Annotated in this window: 16 protein-coding genes; 11 read left to right on the top strand and 5 right to left on the bottom strand. The window is 73.7% G+C overall.

Translation table 11 applies throughout. The features are described from left to right. Positions 1-50: 50 nt before the first annotated feature. From KBX06_RS22720 to KBX06_RS22740, 5 genes are all read left to right on the top strand, one after another. The gene (locus tag KBX06_RS22720) at positions 51-1535 is read left to right on the top strand and encodes an NAD(P)/FAD-dependent oxidoreductase (RefSeq protein WP_210838424.1); all 1485 of its coding nucleotides are present in this window, start codon (positions 51-53) and stop codon (positions 1533-1535) included. After that, entirely contained in the window at positions 1528-2475 is a 948-nt protein-coding gene (locus KBX06_RS22725) for an SDR family oxidoreductase (RefSeq protein WP_210838425.1), read from the top strand. The genes KBX06_RS22720 and KBX06_RS22725 overlap by 8 nt, the downstream gene beginning before the upstream one ends. Next, on the top strand, positions 2472-3404 hold the full coding sequence (locus KBX06_RS22730) for an alpha/beta fold hydrolase (protein WP_210838427.1): 933 nt from the start codon (positions 2472-2474) through the stop codon (positions 3402-3404). Before KBX06_RS22725 ends, KBX06_RS22730 begins: the two co-directional genes overlap by 4 nt. Positions 3405-3520: 116 nt before the next feature. After that, complete coding sequence (locus KBX06_RS22735) at positions 3521-4606, top strand: S-(hydroxymethyl)mycothiol dehydrogenase (RefSeq protein ID WP_210838429.1); 1086 nt, start codon at positions 3521-3523, stop codon at positions 4604-4606. Further along, positions 4606-5235 (top strand): MBL fold metallo-hydrolase, encoded by a 630-nt coding sequence (locus KBX06_RS22740; RefSeq protein WP_210838431.1) that lies wholly within the window; start codon positions 4606-4608, stop codon positions 5233-5235. The genes KBX06_RS22735 and KBX06_RS22740 overlap by 1 nt, the downstream gene beginning before the upstream one ends. Positions 5236-5315: 80 nt before the next feature. Here KBX06_RS22740 and KBX06_RS22745 read toward each other — a convergent pair whose 3' ends face one another. Beyond that, complete coding sequence (locus tag KBX06_RS22745; RefSeq protein WP_210838433.1) at positions 5316-6260, bottom strand: sensor histidine kinase; 945 nt, start codon at positions 6258-6260, stop codon at positions 5316-5318. Positions 6261-6515: 255 nt separating this feature from the next. Here KBX06_RS22745 and KBX06_RS22750 point away from each other — a divergent pair, with 255 nt between their 5' ends. The 3 genes from KBX06_RS22750 to KBX06_RS22760 all read left to right on the top strand — a co-directional run bounded on the left by KBX06_RS22750 (position 6516) and on the right by KBX06_RS22760 (position 9957). Continuing rightward, complete coding sequence (locus KBX06_RS22750) at positions 6516-7643, top strand: DUF3626 domain-containing protein (protein ID WP_307854725.1); 1128 nt, start codon at positions 6516-6518, stop codon at positions 7641-7643. 256 nt (positions 7644-7899) lie between these two features. Then, entirely contained in the window at positions 7900-8607 is a 708-nt protein-coding gene (locus tag KBX06_RS22755) for a hypothetical protein (protein WP_210838435.1), read from the top strand. A gap of 756 nt (positions 8608-9363) precedes the next feature. Then, positions 9364-9957 (top strand): hypothetical protein, encoded by a 594-nt coding sequence (locus KBX06_RS22760; protein WP_210838437.1) that lies wholly within the window; start codon positions 9364-9366, stop codon positions 9955-9957. A 260-nt stretch (positions 9958-10217) separates the two neighbouring features. On the opposite strand, the gene KBX06_RS22765 is transcribed toward KBX06_RS22760, so the two are convergent. Together KBX06_RS22765 and KBX06_RS22770 are read right to left on the bottom strand one after the other, a co-directional pair. After that, the gene (locus tag KBX06_RS22765; protein WP_210838439.1) at positions 10218-11579 is read right to left on the bottom strand and encodes an MFS transporter; all 1362 of its coding nucleotides are present in this window, start codon (positions 11577-11579) and stop codon (positions 10218-10220) included. 66 nt (positions 11580-11645) lie between these two features. Continuing rightward, the gene (locus tag KBX06_RS22770) at positions 11646-11882 is read right to left on the bottom strand and encodes a hypothetical protein (protein ID WP_210838441.1); all 237 of its coding nucleotides are present in this window, start codon (positions 11880-11882) and stop codon (positions 11646-11648) included. A 149-nt stretch (positions 11883-12031) separates the two neighbouring features. Here KBX06_RS22770 and KBX06_RS22775 point away from each other — a divergent pair, with 149 nt between their 5' ends. The 3 genes from KBX06_RS22775 (at position 12032) to KBX06_RS22785 (ending at position 14595) form a co-directional block, all read left to right on the top strand. Then, positions 12032-13162 carry a geranylgeranyl reductase family protein gene (locus KBX06_RS22775; protein WP_210838443.1) on the top strand — a complete coding sequence of 377 codons (1131 nt, stop codon included), beginning with the start codon at positions 12032-12034 and terminating at the stop codon, positions 13160-13162. A gap of 164 nt (positions 13163-13326) precedes the next feature. Continuing rightward, positions 13327-13518 carry a hypothetical protein gene (locus KBX06_RS22780; RefSeq protein WP_210838444.1) on the top strand — a complete coding sequence of 64 codons (192 nt, stop codon included), beginning with the start codon at positions 13327-13329 and terminating at the stop codon, positions 13516-13518. Positions 13519-13692: 174 nt separating this feature from the next. Next, positions 13693-14595 carry an SDR family oxidoreductase gene (locus KBX06_RS22785; RefSeq protein ID WP_210838445.1) on the top strand — a complete coding sequence of 301 codons (903 nt, stop codon included), beginning with the start codon at positions 13693-13695 and terminating at the stop codon, positions 14593-14595. Between the two features lie 36 nt (positions 14596-14631). Here KBX06_RS22785 and KBX06_RS22790 read toward each other — a convergent pair whose 3' ends face one another. Both KBX06_RS22790 and KBX06_RS22795 read right to left on the bottom strand, forming a co-directional pair. Further along, a complete protein-coding gene (locus KBX06_RS22790) occupies positions 14632-15291 on the bottom strand; it encodes a nucleotidyl transferase AbiEii/AbiGii toxin family protein (protein WP_307854726.1) in 660 nt (219 codons plus the stop codon). Then, positions 15288-15629 carry a hypothetical protein gene (locus tag KBX06_RS22795; protein WP_210838446.1) on the bottom strand — a complete coding sequence of 114 codons (342 nt, stop codon included), beginning with the start codon at positions 15627-15629 and terminating at the stop codon, positions 15288-15290. Before KBX06_RS22795 ends, KBX06_RS22790 begins: the two co-directional genes overlap by 4 nt. Between the last annotated feature and the right edge of the window lie 487 nt (positions 15630-16116).

A 16116-nucleotide genomic window follows, 5' to 3' on the forward strand; every position in this document is an offset into this window, starting at 1 on the left:
CCTCGACGGCCGTGGCTAGTGTCCGGTCACACCGGCGGACGGGAGACGAGATGGCCACCGACCACGTCGACGTGCTCATCGTCGGGGCCGGCCTGTCCGGCGTCGGCGCCGCCTGTCACCTGCGCCGCCACTGCCCCGACAAGACGTACGCGGTGCTGGAGTCCCGCGACGCGATCGGCGGCACCTGGGACCTGTTCCGCTATCCCGGGGTCCGGTCGGACTCCGACATGTTCACCCTCGGCTACTCCTTCGAGCCGTGGACCGACCCGAAGGCCATCGCCGACGGCGACTCCATCCGCGACTACGTCCGCCGCACCGCCGACGAGTACGGCGTCACCGGCCACATCCGCTTCCGCCACCGGGTGCTGCGGGCCGACTGGGACAGCGACAGCGCCCGCTGGACGGTGCACGCCCACCGCGACGACACCGGCGAGACGGTCATGCTGACCTGCTCCTTCCTGTTCACCTGCGCGGGCTACTACCGCTACGACGCCGGCTACACCCCGCGCTTCGCGGGCACCGACCGCTTCGCCGGGCGGATCGTGCACCCGCAGCACTGGCCGCAGGACCTCGACCACACCGGCAAACGGGTCGTGGTGATCGGCAGCGGTGCCACCGCCGTGACCCTGGTGCCGGCGTTGGCCGAGCGGGCCGCGCACGTCACCATGCTCCAGCGCTCACCCACGTACGTCCTGGCGCTGCCGTCGCGCGACGTGCTCGCCGACGCGCTGCGGCGCTGGCTGCCGGCGAGGGCCGCGTATCCGGTGGTGCGCTGGAAGAACGTCCTGCTCTCCACCGCCAACTTCCAGCTCAGCCGGCGCGCGCCCGCCCTGGTCCGCAGGCTGCTGCTGCGCGCCGCCCGGGGGCGGCTGCCGGCCGGCTACGACGTGGACCGGCACTTCTCGCCCCGCTACGACCCCTGGGACCAGCGGCTGTGCGTGGTGCCCGACGGCGACCTGTTCACGTCGCTGGCGCGGGGGAGCGCGTCGGTGGTCACGGACACCGTCGAGACGTTCACCGAGAAGGGCGTCCGGCTCGCCTCCGGCGAGGAGTTGGCCGCGGACGTCGTGGTCACCGCCACCGGGCTCAACCTGCTCGCCCTCGGCGGCATGAGGCTGACCGTGGACGGCGCGCAGGTGGACCTGCCCGGCACCGTCGCCTACAAGGGCATGATGCTCTCCGGGGTGCCGAACTTCGCGATGACCATCGGCTACACCAACGCCTCCTGGACGCTCAAGGCCGACCTGGTCGCCACCTACGTCTGCCGGCTGCTGCGCCACCTGGACCGCACCGGCCAGCAGGTCGTCACTCCGCTGCCACCTCCCGACGGCGACCTGGAACCGATCATCGACCTGACGGCCGGCTACGTGCTGCGCAGCGTCGACGTCCTGCCCAAGCAGGGCGCCCGGGCGCCGTGGCGGCTGCACCAGAACTATCCCCGCGACGTCCTGCTGATGCGGCACGGCCGACTCACCGACCCCGGCGTGCGGTTCTCCCGCGCCGGCACACCGCAAAGGAGGACCGTCCGTGCGTAGGTTCGTCTTCACCGGCGGCACGGCCGTGGTGACCGGCGCCGCCAGCGGGATCGGGGAGGCCCTCGCCCACTCGCTCGCCCGCCGGGGCAGCGACCTGGTGCTCGTCGACCGGGACGCCGGCCGGCTCGACGCCGTCGTCGCGGCGGTCCGCGCCGCGCACCCCGACCGCCAGCTCACCGCCTACGTGGTCGACCTGGCCGACGCCGCCGCCACCGCCCGGGTGGCCGAGGAGATCCGGCAGCGGCACCCGGCGGTACGGCTGCTGGTCAACAACGCCGGGGTGGCGCTGGGCGGGCGTTTCGACCAGGTGAGCCTGGACGAGTTCAGCTGGGTCGTCGACGTCAACTTCCGGGCCGTGGTGCAACTGACCCACGCGCTGCTGCCCACCCTGCGGGTCGAGCCGGGCGCGCACCTGGTCACCGTCTCCAGCCTCTTCGGGATCATCGCCCCGGCCGGGCAGACCGCCTACTCGGCCAGCAAGTTCGCCGTCCGCGGCTTCACCGAGGCGCTGCGCCAGGAGTTGGCCGGCGACGGGATCGGGGTGACCTGCGTGCATCCGGGTGGCATCCGCACCCGCATCGCGCAGAACGTCCGGGTGGGCGCCGGCGTGCCCGCCGAGGAGTTCGAGACCAGCCGCCGGCAGTTCGAGAAGCTGCTGACCATCGACCCCGCCAGGGCCGCCGAGGTGATCCTGCGCGGTGTGCACCGCCGTCGGGGCCGGGTGCTGATCGGCTGGTCGGCGAAGCTGCCCGACCTGCTGGCCCGGGTGGCGCCGGTGTCGTACCAGCGGGTCCTGGCCTTCGGGCTCGACCGGATCGCGGGCGGCGCCGTCCGGCGGGTCAGCACCGGTCCGCACCATCCGGCGCGGCGGCAGACCGACCCGGAGCGGCGGCAACCCGAGGCGGCCCCGGCGGCCGACCCGGCCGGGGAGCCGGCGTGAGCGCCCCGGCGGCACGCCGGCACGTCACGGTGGACGGCCGGCGGGTGTGCCACCGCGTCGACGGCGACGGGCCGCCGGTGCTGCTGCTGCACGGCATCGGCCGTACCCTGCGCGACTTCACCGAGCTGCACGAACTGCTCGCCGAGCGGTTCCGGGTGCACAGCGTCGACCTGCCCGGCCACGGCGGTTCACTGCCGATGACCCGTCCCTGCACCCTGCCGGCGCTGGGCGAGTTCGCTGCCCGTTACCTCGACACCGTCGGCGTCGAGAAGCCGGTGCACGTGGTCGGCAACTCGCTCGGCGGCGCGGTCGCCATGCGCCTCGCGGTGTCCGAGCCGGCCCGGGCGGCCAGCCTGACGCTGGTCAACAGCGCCGGCTTCGGCCGGGAGGTGACCATCGCGCTGCGGCTGCTGGCGCTGCGTCCGCTGGGCCGGCTGCTGCTGCGGCCCACCCGGTGGGCCGCCCGCCGCGCCGAGCGGTCCCTCTTCCACGACCCGGCCTTCGCCACCGCCGAACGCGTCGCCCACGCCCTGGAGGTCGCCCGTCAGCCGTACGCGGCCCGGGTGATGGTGGAGACCGCGCGCAACCTCGGCACCTTCCGCGGTGTGAGCCCCCAGTGGCGGGAGGAGCTGCTGGCCGAGGTGGAACGCCTCGACGTGCCCACCCTGGTCGTCTGGGGCGACCGGGACCTGATCCTGCCGGCGACGCACCTCGACGCCGCCCGGTCCCGGCTGCCGACGGCGCGCACCCACCTGTTCGCCGACTGCGGCCACATGCCGCAGATCGAGTGCGCCGCGGAGTTCCACCGCCTGCTCGTCGACTTCTGGGCCGAGGCCGCCGCCGTCCCACCCGCCGACACCGTCCCGCCCGCTGCCGTCCCGCCCGCTGACGCCGCCGGTGACCGGCCGGGGGTCGCCGGAACCGGCTGAGCGGGCCGGCGTCCGCGACGATCGGGGGTAGTTTCGCCCGAGGAACGTGATCAGGGTGCCGGGTCAGCGCACCGACGGACGACGGCGCGACGCGTCGGCGTGGAGCAGGAGGAACCGTGAGCCAGGAGGTCAGGGGAGTCATCTCCCGCGGCAAGGGCGCGCCGGTCGAGGTGACCACGATCGTGCTGCCCGATCCGGGGCCGGGCGAGGCGATCGTGCGGATCCAGTCCTGCGGGGTCTGCCACACCGACCTGCACTACCGGGAGGGCGGCATCAACGACGAGTACCCGTTCCTGCTCGGCCACGAGGCCGCCGGCGTCGTCGAGCAGGTCGGGCAGGGCGTCGACGGCGTCGCGCCGGGCGACTTCGTCGTGCTCAACTGGCGGGCCGTCTGCGGGGAGTGCCGGGCCTGCCGCCGGGGCCGCCCGTGGTATTGCTTCGCCACCCACAACGCGGCGCAGAAGATGACCCTCACCGACGGCACCGAGCTCACCCCGGCGCTGGGCATCGGCGCCTTCGCGGAGAAGACCCTGGTCCACGCGGGGCAGTGCACGAAGGTCGACCCGGCGGCCCGGCCCGCTGCCGTCGGGCTGCTCGGCTGCGGCGTGATGGCCGGTCTCGGGGCCGCCATGAACACCGGCGGCGTCACCCGGGGCGACTCGGTGGCCGTGATTGGCTGCGGCGGCGTCGGGGACGCGGCGGTCGCCGGCGCGGCGCTGGCCGGCGCGACGACGATCGTCGCGGTCGACACCGACCCCCGCAAGCTCGACTGGGCCCGCAGGTTCGGCGCCACCCACACGGTCGACGCCCGCTCCGACGACCCGGTCGAGGCGATCCGCGCCGCCACCGGTGGCTTCGGCGCCGACGTGGTGATCGACGCGGTCGGGCGCCCCGAGACCTGGAAGCAGGCCTTCTACGCCCGCGACCTGGCGGGCACCGTCGTGCTGGTCGGCGTACCGACCCCGGAGATGACCGTCGACCTGCCGCTGCTCGACGTCTTCGGTCGTGGCGGCGCGCTGAAGTCCAGCTGGTACGGCGACTGCCTGCCCAGCCGCGACTTCCCCCTGCTCACCGAGCTCTACCTGCAGGGCCGGCTCGACCTGGACGCCTTCGTCACCGAGGAGATCGCCCTGGACCAGGTCGAGGAGGCGTTCGCCCGGATGCACCGGGGCGACGTGCTGCGCTCGGTGGTGGTGCTCTGATGGCGGCGCGCGTCGACCACGCCGTCACCTCCGGCACGTTCTCCCTCGACGGTCAGACCTTCGAGGTGGACAACAACGTCTGGGTGCTCGGCGACGACGCCGAGTGCGTCGTCGTCGACGCCCCGCACGACGTCGCCGCGATCATGGCCGCTGTCGGCGACCGACGGGTGCGGGCGATCCTCGCCACCCACGCGCACGACGACCACGTCCGGGTGGCCCCGGCGCTGGCCCGGGCCACCGGTGCGCCCGTGCTGCTGCACCCGGCCGACCGGGTGTTGTGGGACATGGTGCACCCCGACGAGGCGCCGGGCGGGGACCTGCGCGACGGGCAGGTCGTCGAGGTGGCGGGGACCGCGCTGAGCGTGCTGCACACGCCCGGTCACAGCCCCGGCGCGTGCAGCTTCCACGTGCCGCAGCTCGGCGTCGTCTTCACCGGCGACACGCTCTTCGCCGGCGGGCCGGGGGCGACGGGGCGCTCGTACAGCGACTTCGGCACGATCGTCGCCTCGATCCGGGACCGGCTGCTCGCCCTACCGCCGGAGACGGTCGTGCACACCGGGCACGGGCAGAGCACCACCGTCGCGGCGGAGGCACCCCACCTCGACGAGTGGCTGGCCCGCGGCCACTGAGCGAACCGGTCGTCGGGTGGTCCCGGACAGCCACGTGCACAGGTCCGGGGCCGCTCAGCGGCCTTCCTCCCGGGCCCGGGTCACGCCGGGCACCGCACGTACATCCGGACGGTCGTGCCGGCGGCCGTGGTGTGCACGCGGACCAGGTCGCACAGCGCCTGCACGATCACCAGTCCCCGGCCACCGGTGCCGTGCGCGGCCGGGGTCAGCCGCCCGGCCAGTGGGTCGGCCAGCCAACCGTCGTCGTGGATCTCGCAGACCAGGTGCTCGACGGTCCGCCACACCCGCAACACGCCTGCGCCGCCGCCGTGCGCGACGCTGTTCGTCGCCAGCTCGGTCACCGCGATCTGCAGGTCGGCCAGCTGGTCCGCGTCCAGCCCCACGGCCGCGCCGTGGCCGGCGACGAACCGGCGCACGGCGGGGAGCGTGTCGAGCTGGTACGCCAGCGCCGACACCGGCTCCGCCGGGCTGGACAGGGGCTCGTTGTAGCGAGCCACCACCTCCGCCGGGGCGTACCGCGCGCTCGGCCGTCGCCCGGCGTCGTCGACGAGGACGGGGTGCGTGGCGTACGCGTCGGCCAGCACGTCGGCGTCGAGCGCCACGGTGTCGTACGGGCAGAGGATGGTCGCGTCGCGGTCGGCGAACGCCAGGTTGATCAGCGCCTCGTGCTGGGCGCACGCCGGATACTCGGTGTCGCTGCGCCCGGCCCAGATCGGCTCGCCGATGATCCGTACCCGCCGGCCGGCGTGCTGATCCATGAACGCCTGCAGCACCCACGGGATGATCCGGCCCGGGTTCCGGCCGGCCTGCGTCATGTCCGCCCACTGCACGGCGTCGGCCGGGCCGACCGCGGCGCGGACCCGCCGCAGGTTGGCGACCGGCATCGCGACCAGCACCGGCTCCCCGGCGGCGAGCCCGTCGGTGATGAACGGCACCGTGCCGGCTAGCAGCGTGTCGGGGTCGCGGTAGAAGAACCCCTCGTGCACGAAGGCACCCACCGCCTCCGCGTGCCGCGTCCCGGTCATGCCGGCCACCGGAGGTGGCCCTGACGGTGCGCCAGCGTGAGCTGGGCGGTCGGCGTGGCCCCCCAGGGTCACCTGCTCGACCACGGCACCACCAGTCATTCGTCGCCTCCACTTGGCGTCCCCCACTGTAATCGCCGGTCGTGGTGCCGGCTCACCGGGTGAAACGTCGGCGCCGCCACCGTCGCCGATCCGGCCTGGCGGACGGAGTCGAAAAGGGGGTGCGTCCCGGCCCTCGCGTGCGGGAGATTCGTGGCCGTGCGACCCATCACCGAACCGGCTGCCGCGCAGGCGGCACCGGCGCTCACCCCCGCCCAACGCGCCGCCCTGACGCACGTCAGCGCGGTGGCGCTGCGTGACCGTCCCGCCGCCCTGGCCGCCATCGCCCGGGCGCTCGCCGGCTCCGGCGTCACCCACGGTCCGGAGCTGTTGATCGCCGCGGTCGGCCGGTACGGACGACTCACCCTCAACTTCCATCCCGACCGGCTGCTCGCCGACGGGCGTACGGTCGCCGAGGCCCTCGCCGCCGAGGGCGTCTACCGCAGCCAGTTCGAGACCGGCATCTCCAACGGCGGCCTGACCGCCTTCCCCGGCGGTGACCGGGACCGCTGGGAGGAGTCGCTCTTCGGCGGCGCCTACCAGGCACCCGGCGTACGCCCCGCCGACCGGCCGAAGTACGGCGGCCTGAACCTGCTCGACCATCCCGACGGCGCGTGCCCCCGGTTCGGCTCCTGCCATCTGCGGCTGCGTCCGCAGGTGCTCGCGCGTGCCACGTTCTGCTTCGGCGACAGCCACCTCGGGCCTCGGGACCTGGGCACCGTCGACGTCTTCGAGCCGGTGCTGGCGGCCCTGCTGGCCGCGACCGACGACACCGGGATCAGCCTCGGCGTGCCGGGCGACGTGGTGAGCCTGGCCCAGGCCCTGCTGCGCCGCCGGGAGGACGCCGTGTGGGCCCCCGGCGCGGCGGGGCGCGCGCTCGACGACTACATCGAGGCCCAGATCCACGGCGAGCTGAGCCTCGCCCGCGACGTGGAGGCGATGGTCGTCGACCCGTCCTTCCGCGGCACCGGGGCCGGGGAGATCCTCGCCGCGCTCGCCCGACGGCACGGCTTCGCCCTGTGCTGGCACGCCGGGTTCGCGCTTCCCGTCGACCGGATCGACGCCGACTTCCGGGGCCCGGCCATCCCGCCCCTGGCCGCCCGGGTGCATGCCGAGTTCGCCCGGCCGGGCGAACTGGTCGACGCCGCCCTGATCGGCCGCGCGGCGGCCTCGGTGGTCACGGAGCCGTCCCGCTGGGCCGATCGTGGGCCGACGCACGTGACCCTCCAGCACCTCAAGCAGCTCTGGCACGTGCTGGTCCGCTTCGGCGCCCCGCGCGACGCCTAGGAACGAACGCCCCCGCGCCCGCCGTGCTGCCGCGCGGACCGCGGCTCGTCGGGACGCGGCGTTGCTGCTCCTGCGTCCGATCCGCGTGGTGACCTCGGTCGCAGCCGACCGCAGCGGGCGCATATCCGGAATGACCGACAGGCCCGGCTGGTTGTGTCCCCCGTATCGCCGGAGCCGAAACCCGTCCGGCACGGAAGTTCCCCCTCCAGGAGTGCTCATCCAGGGAGCGCTTCGCCTGACCGAAAGGGCAACCATCGTGAGGTACGACTTCACTCGATGGCTCCCGGCCATCGCGAAGGACTCGACGGACTCGAACCGCAAGATCGCTCTGTCCGTGCTGGGTGTCGCCGCCCTCGGTGGTCTCGCGTTCGGGCCGACGGCCGTGGCCGCGCCGGTCACGTCCGCGCCCCACGAGGGTGCCGTGGCGGCGATCGAGCAGGCCACCGGCAAGAGCCGGCCGGGCGCGGCCGAGGAGTCGGCACTGACCACGGGCGGTACGACCACCAAGCCCTCCGCCGACAAGCCCAGCCGCGAGAAGCTCATCCCGCACGGCGTGCAGGGCGCCCAGTCGCGCATCCCGCTCGACGACGCGCAGCTCGCCAACGCCAGGGCCATCATCGAGGAGGCCAAGGAGAGCGGTGTGGGTGAGCGGGGCGCCGTCATCGGCGTCGCCACGTCGCTTCAGGAGTCGAAGCTCTACAACCTCGGCCACCTGGGCGTGTACAACGACCACGACTCGCAGGGCCTGTTCCAGCAGCGCCCGTCGTCGGGTTGGGGCTCGCCCGAGCAGATCACCGACCCCGAGTACGCCTCGGAGGCGTTCTACCGGGCGCTCAAGAACGTGGGCGGCTGGCAGGACCTGCCGCTGACCTCCGCCGCGCAGACCGTGCAGGTCTCGGCCTACCCCTTCGCGTACGCGCAGTGGGAGGAGCAGGCGGCGGACATCGTGGCCCAGCTCTGGTGACGAGCGCGTGACACCGGCCGGTCCCCGCCTCGGGGGCCGGCCGGTCGCGTCCATGCCGACGACGCCCCGCATCCGGACCCCGCCGCCCGTTTGCACCACACCCGCGAGGCGACCGCCGCCCGGCCGCAGCCGGCGCAGCGTCTCGTCGTGGCAACCAGCGCGAGTCCTGTCGAGCTGCCCCGTCCACGAGACCGCCTTCCAGTCCGGGCCCACGACGCCGGCGGGGGGACCCACCGGTGGAAAGTGCCCTTCCAGGGAAGCTACCAAGATGTCGGTCGGTCGCGATCACGGTCGTCTGCGTCGCGTGTCCGGGTGTGGCGTAGGCGTGCGGGGGAGTGCGGCTGGCTGTGCGGGGGGTCCGGAGGTGGGGGGATGTTCGGTTTTGGGGTGTGGTCGGGGGCATCGCGGGGGCGGAATCGTGGCGGGGACGGGGTCGTTACATGATGCGTACGACCGAGCAGGGCGCGCCGCCGCGCCGGGCCCTGGGCCGCTGGGGAATGGTGGTGGGCCGGTCGTGGTTACACATGGTCACGGTTGACGTGAGGGTGTCCTCCCGCCTCGCGGTACAGCCCCCGGTCCTTGCGGCCTGCGCGGCCTGGTGACCGGCCGGTACTGATCTTTCCTCTGGTTGCTTTCGTGGTTGCCGGAGATGGCAGCAGTTTCCGCTGAGTTGATGGGCGCCGGACGGTGCTTGCATCCGCGTGCAGCCGATCCCCCTCGGTGTGTGGGTGCCGACCCCCGAATGGAGCATTTCTGATGAACACGTTCCTGCGTAAGAGTGTTCTTGGTGTTGCGGGTCTGGCGTTTGCCGGTGGCGTGTTCGCTGGTCCGGCTGGTGCGCATGCGGCGCCGTCGGTGGAGTCGGTGCCGGTGGCGGTGGCCGTGGCGGCTGACAAGCCGTCGGTGGACAAGGCGAAGCTGGTTCCGCATGGTGTGCAGGGCGCGCAGTCGCACGTCGAGTTGTCCGACGAGCAGGTGGCCAACGTCAAGGCGATCGTCGCGGCGACGAAGAAGGCCGGTATGGACGAGCGCGCCGCGGTGGTTTCGATCGCGACGGCGTTGCAGGAGTCGAAGTTGGAGAACCTGGGTCATCTGGGTGACCGCAACGACCACGACTCGCAGGGTCTGTTCCAGCAGCGTCCGTCCTCTGGTTGGGGCACGGTCGAGCAGATCACCGACCCCGAGTACTCCACGCTGGCGTTCCTCAAGGGCCTCAAGCAGGTCGACGGGTGGCAGGACATGCCCCTGACCGAGGCCGCGCAGACGGTGCAGGTGTCGGCGTACCCCGACCACTACGCCCAGTGGGAGCAGCAGGCCGCCGACCTCGTCGCCGAGCACTGGAACAGCTGACCCGAGCAGTGTGAACGACTGCCGCTGGCCGGTACCCCACCCGGGGTACCGGCCAGACGCATGCCTTGCCTTGCCCGGAGGCGCGGAGCCGGCCTGGTCGCGCAGGCGGGAGCCGTACCCGCCGGGTTGCGGCGTGAGACAACCGGCCCGGTCGCGCAGGCGCGGGAGGGACCGACCCGGGGCGGGCGAGGGTTCGCCGGCGACCTGCGACGCGGCCCGTCGTCACACCGGTCAGGCGCGCTCGGCCGTCGTGACACCGCTCAGGGGCGTCGGCCGTCGTGACGGCGGTGGCCGAGGCCGACGTCGACCAGGGCCGCGACCAATGCGAGGGCGATCACCCCGGCGGCCAGCAGTAGGGAGTGCCGGAACGCGAGCGGGAAGTCCCCACCGCTGGCGGCCAGCGACGAGAAGAAGACCGACCCGACGGCGGCGATCCCGGCGGCGGAACCGATCCGCTGACCGGTCTGGAGCATGCCCGCCCCGCTGCCCGCCTGCGGCACCGGGACCTGGGACAGCGTCAGGGTCTGGTTCGGCGCGATGACGAGGCCGCTGCCAAGTCCGGCCACCAGCAGGGGGGCCGCGGTCAGCCACGGCACGGGGGCGCCGCCCGGGGCGAGGTCGAGCACGACGACCACCGCGCCGAGCCCGACCACCACGGTGAGCAGCCCGACCGCGACCAGCGGACGCCCGAAACGGTCCACGATCCGGCCGCCGAGCGCGGAGGCCGCGGCCGAGCCCAGCGCGAACGGGGTGATGGCCAGGCCGGCCACCAGCGCGCTGTAGCCGAGACCGTTCTGCAGGTAGAGGGTGAAGATGAAGAAGATCGCGGTGAACCCGCCGAAGTAGACCAACGCGATCAGCGAACCCAGGGCATACGACCGGAAGCCGAACAGCCCCAGGTCGAACAGTGGTTCCCGGCGGCGGGCGTACCACCGTTCCCAGGCCCCGAAGCCGGCCAGCGTGAGCAGCCCCACCGGCACGAGCAGCCACTTCGCCGGGTCCCGCCACTCCTGCTGCACCAGCGGCAACAGCACCAGCAGCACTCCGGCGCCGAGCAGCAGCACCCCGACGGGGTCCAGCCGCCGGTGGTCGGGTGGGCCGGCCGGCCGGCTGGGGAGCAGCCGCCAGCCGAGGACCACCGCGACGATGCCGACCGGCACGTTGACGAAGAACACCCACCGCCAACCGTGCTCCTCGCCGCCTACGGCGATCAGCAGGCCGCCGAGCAGCGGGCCGACGGCGGTGGAGATGCCGATGGTGGCACCGAGCAGCCCGAACGGACGGCCCCGCTCGGGGCCCTGGAAGAGTTCCTGGATCAGCCCGGTGACCTGCGGGTTGACCACGCCCGCGGCGGCGCCCTGGAGCAGCCGGGCGGCGATCAGCCAGGCGGGGGAGGGTGCCACCCCGGCCAGCACGCTGGCCAGCGTGAAGAGGGCGATTCCGAAGACGAACGCGGTACGCCGGCCATGTGCGTCGCCGATTCGGCCGGCGGAGACCAGCACCAGCCCGAACGTCAGGGCGTACCCGGAGAGCACCCACTGGAGGTCGCTGGGGGAGGCGCCGAGGGAACGGCCCAGCGACGGGACGGCGACGTTGACGATGCTCACGTCGAGCAGCGTCATGAAGGCGGCGACCAGCCCGACCCCGAGGGCCTGCCAGCGCTGCCGGTCGTCCGGGGGCGCGACGGCTCACGCCATCTGTCGGGCGCAGAACCGCGGTCCGAAGTCCAGCCCGGCCATCGGCGAGTCCTCCCGGTGCAACAGGTTCTTCTCGGTGAGTTGGTGCAGCGGCGCCAGCAACTGCTCCTCGGTCAGGCCGGCCTCCTGGGCGATGAGGTCCGGGTACGGCACCTGTCCCCGGGCCTCCAGCACCGCGACCGCGTCGTACACCCGCTGCTCGACATCCGACAGCTGCACCTGCCGCATGACCGTTCCTCCTTCGCCTGGCCCGCCCCCGTGCGAGCGGTCGCGCCGCGCAATTACCCCGTGCGCGGCCGAAGATGCCCACCAGATCGTGCGGTGCCCCGGCCGCGCCGATCGCCCCGCGCGCCGCGGCCTGCCCTTAGGCTGCACCGGTGATCGTCTGGGATCTCGCCGTCGTCGGCGCCGGCCCCGCCGGGCTTTCCGCCGCCCACGCCGCCGCCCGCGCAGGCCTGCGCACGCTGGTCGTGGAGCGCGCCGCGCATCCGCGCTACAAGACCTGCGGGGGCGGCCTGATCGGCACCTCGCTCGCGGCGGTGGCCGACCGGATCGAGGTGCCCGCACACGACCGGGTCGACCGCGTGACGTTCACCCGGGACGGGCGACGCCGGTTCACCCGCCACCATCGGGGCGGCCCGCTGGTGAGCATGGTGCGCCGGGAGGAGTTCGACGATCGGCTGCGGGCCGCCGCGGTCGCCGTCGGCGCCGAGGTGCGCGAGCGGGTCGCGGTCCGCGCGGTCGAGCAGGATCCCGAGGTCGTACGCCTCAGGCTCGCCGACGGGGACACCGTCCAGGCGCGGGCGGTGATCGGGGCGGACGGCTCCTCGGGCGTGACGGCCCGGCACGTGGGGGTCCGCCACCGGCAGGTGGACCTGGGGCTGGAACTGGAACTGCCCGTGCCGCCGGCGGAGCAGGCCCGTTGGCGGGGCCGCCTCCTGCTGGACTGGGGTCCGCTGCCCGGTTCGTACGCCTGGGTCTTCCCGAAGGGTGACCGGCTGACGGTCGGCGTGATCGCGGCCCGGGGCGAGGGGGAGCGGACCAGGGCCTACCTGCGCGGGTTCGTCGACCGGCTGGGCCTGTCCGGGGTGGAGCCGGCGCACGACTCCGGGCACCTGACCCGCTGCCGAACCGAGGACTCGCCACTGCGGCGGGGCCGGGTGCTGGTCGTGGGCGACGCGGCTGGCCTGCTGGAGCCCTGGAGCCGGGAGGGGATCAGCTACGCGCTGCGGTCCGGCGAACTGGCCGGCGCGGCGGTCGCGGCAGGTGACCTGACGGGGTACGACCACGCGGTCGCCCGGGACCTGGTGCCGTCGATGCGTGCCGGGCATCGGCTGCTCGACGTGTTCGCCCGGCGGCCGGAGGTCTTCCACGCGTTGTTGGCCAGCCCGCCGGGCTGGCGGATGTTCGTGCGGTTCTGCCAGGGGCGGGCGAGCTTCGACGAGACGCTGCACCGCGCCCCCGTCCGCGCCGCCCTGGCGCTGCTGGACCGGCTGCCGGCCGCCTGAGCCGGGCCCCGCCCGCCGCCCTGGACCGGCTGGCGGCTTGGTGCCCGCCGCGGGGCTTCAGGAGGAAACCGTCGTATCGTCTCTCACCCAGGATCCTAGGATGCCCTAGCCGTGGTGTCCCCCGCCACCACGGCACAGAATGAGAACGTCGAAAGGAAGAAGCCATGGCAGAAGAGCGCCCCGGGTCGTCGTTCAACGACGACGACTACAGCTTCCTGCGGCACGTGCGCTTCGGCGAGATGCCGCCCGCGGCCCGCCCGGAGGAACGGACCGCGCTGACCGAGACCGACCCGCGGCGCGACCAGCCGGATCCGGGCGACGAGCGGGACCGGTGGGACCTGCGGCACGGGGCCTGACCGCCCCTTCGGAGGACCGGGAGGCAGCATCCGTCCCACCGGGATGCTGCCGGCTCGACGCCGACGGGCTGGAATTCCTGATGTGCCGGTGGCACCGTGCCGGCTGTTTTCGGAGGCCGCCGCAGGGTAGGGCGAGGGGAGACCCATACCCGACCGGGGCGCGAGGAGACGTCGGTGACCGAGGACCAGCACACCCAGCAGGACCCCACCAGGCAGTACGGCCAGCAGGAGGGCCAACCGAAGCAGCAACAGACGCCGCCCGGCTCGACTCAGGAGATGACCCCGGAGCCGGACCACGGCGAGCAGTCGTACCGCGGCAGCGGCAAGCTCGACGGCCGGCGGGCGCTGATCACCGGTGGCGACTCCGGCATCGGCCGGGCGATCGCCATCGCGTACGCCCGGGAGGGCGCCGACGTGCTCATCTCGTACCTGGGTGAGGAAGAGGACGCCGACGCCCGGGAGACCGTCCGACTGGTCGAGGAGGCCGGCCGCAGGGGCATCGCCGTACGCGGCGACATCACCGACGAGGGGCACTGCCAGGAGTTGGTCGAGCGGGCCCTGCGCGACCTCGGCGGGATCGACATCCTGGTCAACAACGCGGCCTACCAGATGGCGCAGGACGAGGGCATCCTCGGCATCAGCGACGAGCAGTTCGACCGGGTGCTGAAGACCAACCTGTACGCCATGTTCTGGCTCTGCCGGGCGGCCGTGCCGCACATGCCCGAAGGCTCGGCGATCATCAACACGTCGTCGATCCAGGCGTTCGACCCGTCGCCGCAGTTGTTGGACTACGCCACCACCAAGGCGGGGATCGCCAACTTCACCAAGGCCCTCGCCGCCGACCTGGCCGAGCGGGGGATCCGGGTGAACGCGGTGGCGCCGGGCCCGGTCTGGACGCCGCTCATCCCGGCCACCATGCCGGAGGAGAAGGTCGAGAAGTTCGGCCAGGACACCCCGGAGGGGCGCCCCGGCCAGCCGGCCGAGCTGGCCCCGGCGTACGTCTTCTTCGCCTCCCAGGAATCCAGCTACGTCACCGGCGAGATCCTCGGCGTGACGGGCGGCCGCCCCACGAAGTGACCGTCCCCGCACCCGCCCGCGCCGGTGCGGGCGGGGTCAGCGGGGCCAGGGGGCCAGGCGGGTGCGGATCCGGGTCACGGCGGCGGGGTCCAGGCCGTAGCGGGCGAAGCGGCGGTCCGGCAGCCGGTCCAGGTAGCGGCCGGCGGCCCGGACGTCCTCCTCGTCCAGGCCCGAGTCGAGCTGGCGGGCCAACTCCAGCAGCTCCGCCACGTCGTGGTGTTCGAGAGCCGCCGCGACGTCGATGTAGTCCCGGACCTCCCGCCGGTTGACCAGGGCGGCGGTCTTGTTCGCCATCAGGTCCCGCACGTCCATCACCGGCCCGAGATCCATGACGACGGGGCTGCGGTGCCGGTCGAGGCGGGCCAGGCTGAGCCGGATGAGCCGCCCGTCCCGGCTCACCACGAAGTCCCTCAGGTCCCGGTCGAAGCCCTCGAACAGCTCGGCCAGCTCGCTGTCCGGGTCGGCGTCGGTCACCTCGAACCCGGCCCGCTCCAGTGCCGTCCGCACCCCGTCCGCCGCCGCGGCGGCCGCCCCCTCCACGTCCGCGAAGAGGTCGACGTCCTCCGTCGGGCGGGTCACCAGCCCGTGCGCGGCCCAGGCCACCCCGCCCCCGAGCACGAAGCGGTACGGCCGTGCGGCGGACAACGCCACCCGGGCCACCTCGCGGTAGAAGTCGTGCGGGTGTGCGCTGCTCACGCCGTACGCAGCCCCCGGTGGCGGCTCTCCCACGCCTGGCGTACGCCCCGGGGCAGGTTGAGCAGCCGCCACACCCGGCGCAGCGTGCGCCCGTGGATGAGCAGCCGGAGATCCTCCGCGCGGGTGGTCTCCCGCAGCACGTTCTCGTACATCCAGAGCAGTTCGTCCGGATCGCCCAGGTCGAAGGTGCGGTCGGCGTTCCACATGAGCCGCACCGGCAGTTCCACCACGCCACGGGTCGGGCCGGTCAGCTCGGTGAGCGTGCGGGCCACCACGGCAGGCCGACCCGGGCGGGCCAGGTGGGCCGCGCGGGCCGGGGCGGGGGAGAGGGCCTGCATGCTGTCAGGGTAACCCCAGGTCGGGCCGCTCGGGACTACGGTCACGGCCGGGTCGGGGTGTCGTGGCCGGGCGCGGATCGTCACCAGGCCCGGCTTGCGCCGGCTGGCCGGTTGCGAGGTCGGTGTCCGGGTGGGCCTGGACCGGGCCTGCGGTGGTCGAGTTCCCCGAGGGCGGGATGTCCGGTTTGGGGGTGTGGTCGGGGTCATCGTGGGGGCGGAATCGTGGCCGGGGCGGGGTCGTTACACCCTGGCGTACGACCGAGCAGGGCACGGCCACGCCGCCGCGATGGTGTGCCGGGGCCCCGGAATGTTGGCGGGCCGGTCGTGGTTACACATGGTCGCGGCCGACGTGCGGGCAACCCCCCCCGCCCCGCGCGACAGCCCGGGTCCTTGCGACCCGCACCGGTCGGACTTCCGGCCGACACGGCCGATCTGATCTTTCCCCCTTTTTTTCGAGTTCATGGGCGCCGGACGGTGCTTGCATCCG

The organism is Micromonospora sp. C31 (assembly GCF_018070575.1).
Classification (GTDB): domain Bacteria; phylum Actinomycetota; class Actinomycetes; order Mycobacteriales; family Micromonosporaceae; genus Micromonospora.

Excerpts from the sequence above, each read along its gene's own strand:
- KBX06_RS22720 (WP_210838424.1), top strand. The coding sequence starts at position 51 with ATGGCCACCGACCACGTCGACGTGCTCATCGTCGGGGCCGGCCTGTCC.
- KBX06_RS22740 (WP_210838431.1), top strand. The coding sequence starts at position 4,606 with ATGGCGGCGCGCGTCGACCACGCCGTCACCTCCGGCACGTTCTCCCTC.
- KBX06_RS22745 (WP_210838433.1), bottom strand. The coding sequence starts at position 6,260 with ATGACCGGGACGCGGCACGCGGAGGCGGTGGGTGCCTTCGTGCACGAG.
- KBX06_RS22760 (WP_210838437.1), top strand. The coding sequence starts at position 9,364 with ATGAACACGTTCCTGCGTAAGAGTGTTCTTGGTGTTGCGGGTCTGGCG.
- KBX06_RS22765 (WP_210838439.1), bottom strand. The coding sequence starts at position 11,579 with ATGACGCTGCTCGACGTGAGCATCGTCAACGTCGCCGTCCCGTCGCTG.
- KBX06_RS22770 (WP_210838441.1), bottom strand. The coding sequence starts at position 11,882 with ATGCGGCAGGTGCAGCTGTCGGATGTCGAGCAGCGGGTGTACGACGCG.
- KBX06_RS22780 (WP_210838444.1), top strand. The coding sequence starts at position 13,327 with ATGGCAGAAGAGCGCCCCGGGTCGTCGTTCAACGACGACGACTACAGC.
- KBX06_RS22795 (WP_210838446.1), bottom strand. The coding sequence starts at position 15,629 with ATGCAGGCCCTCTCCCCCGCCCCGGCCCGCGCGGCCCACCTGGCCCGC.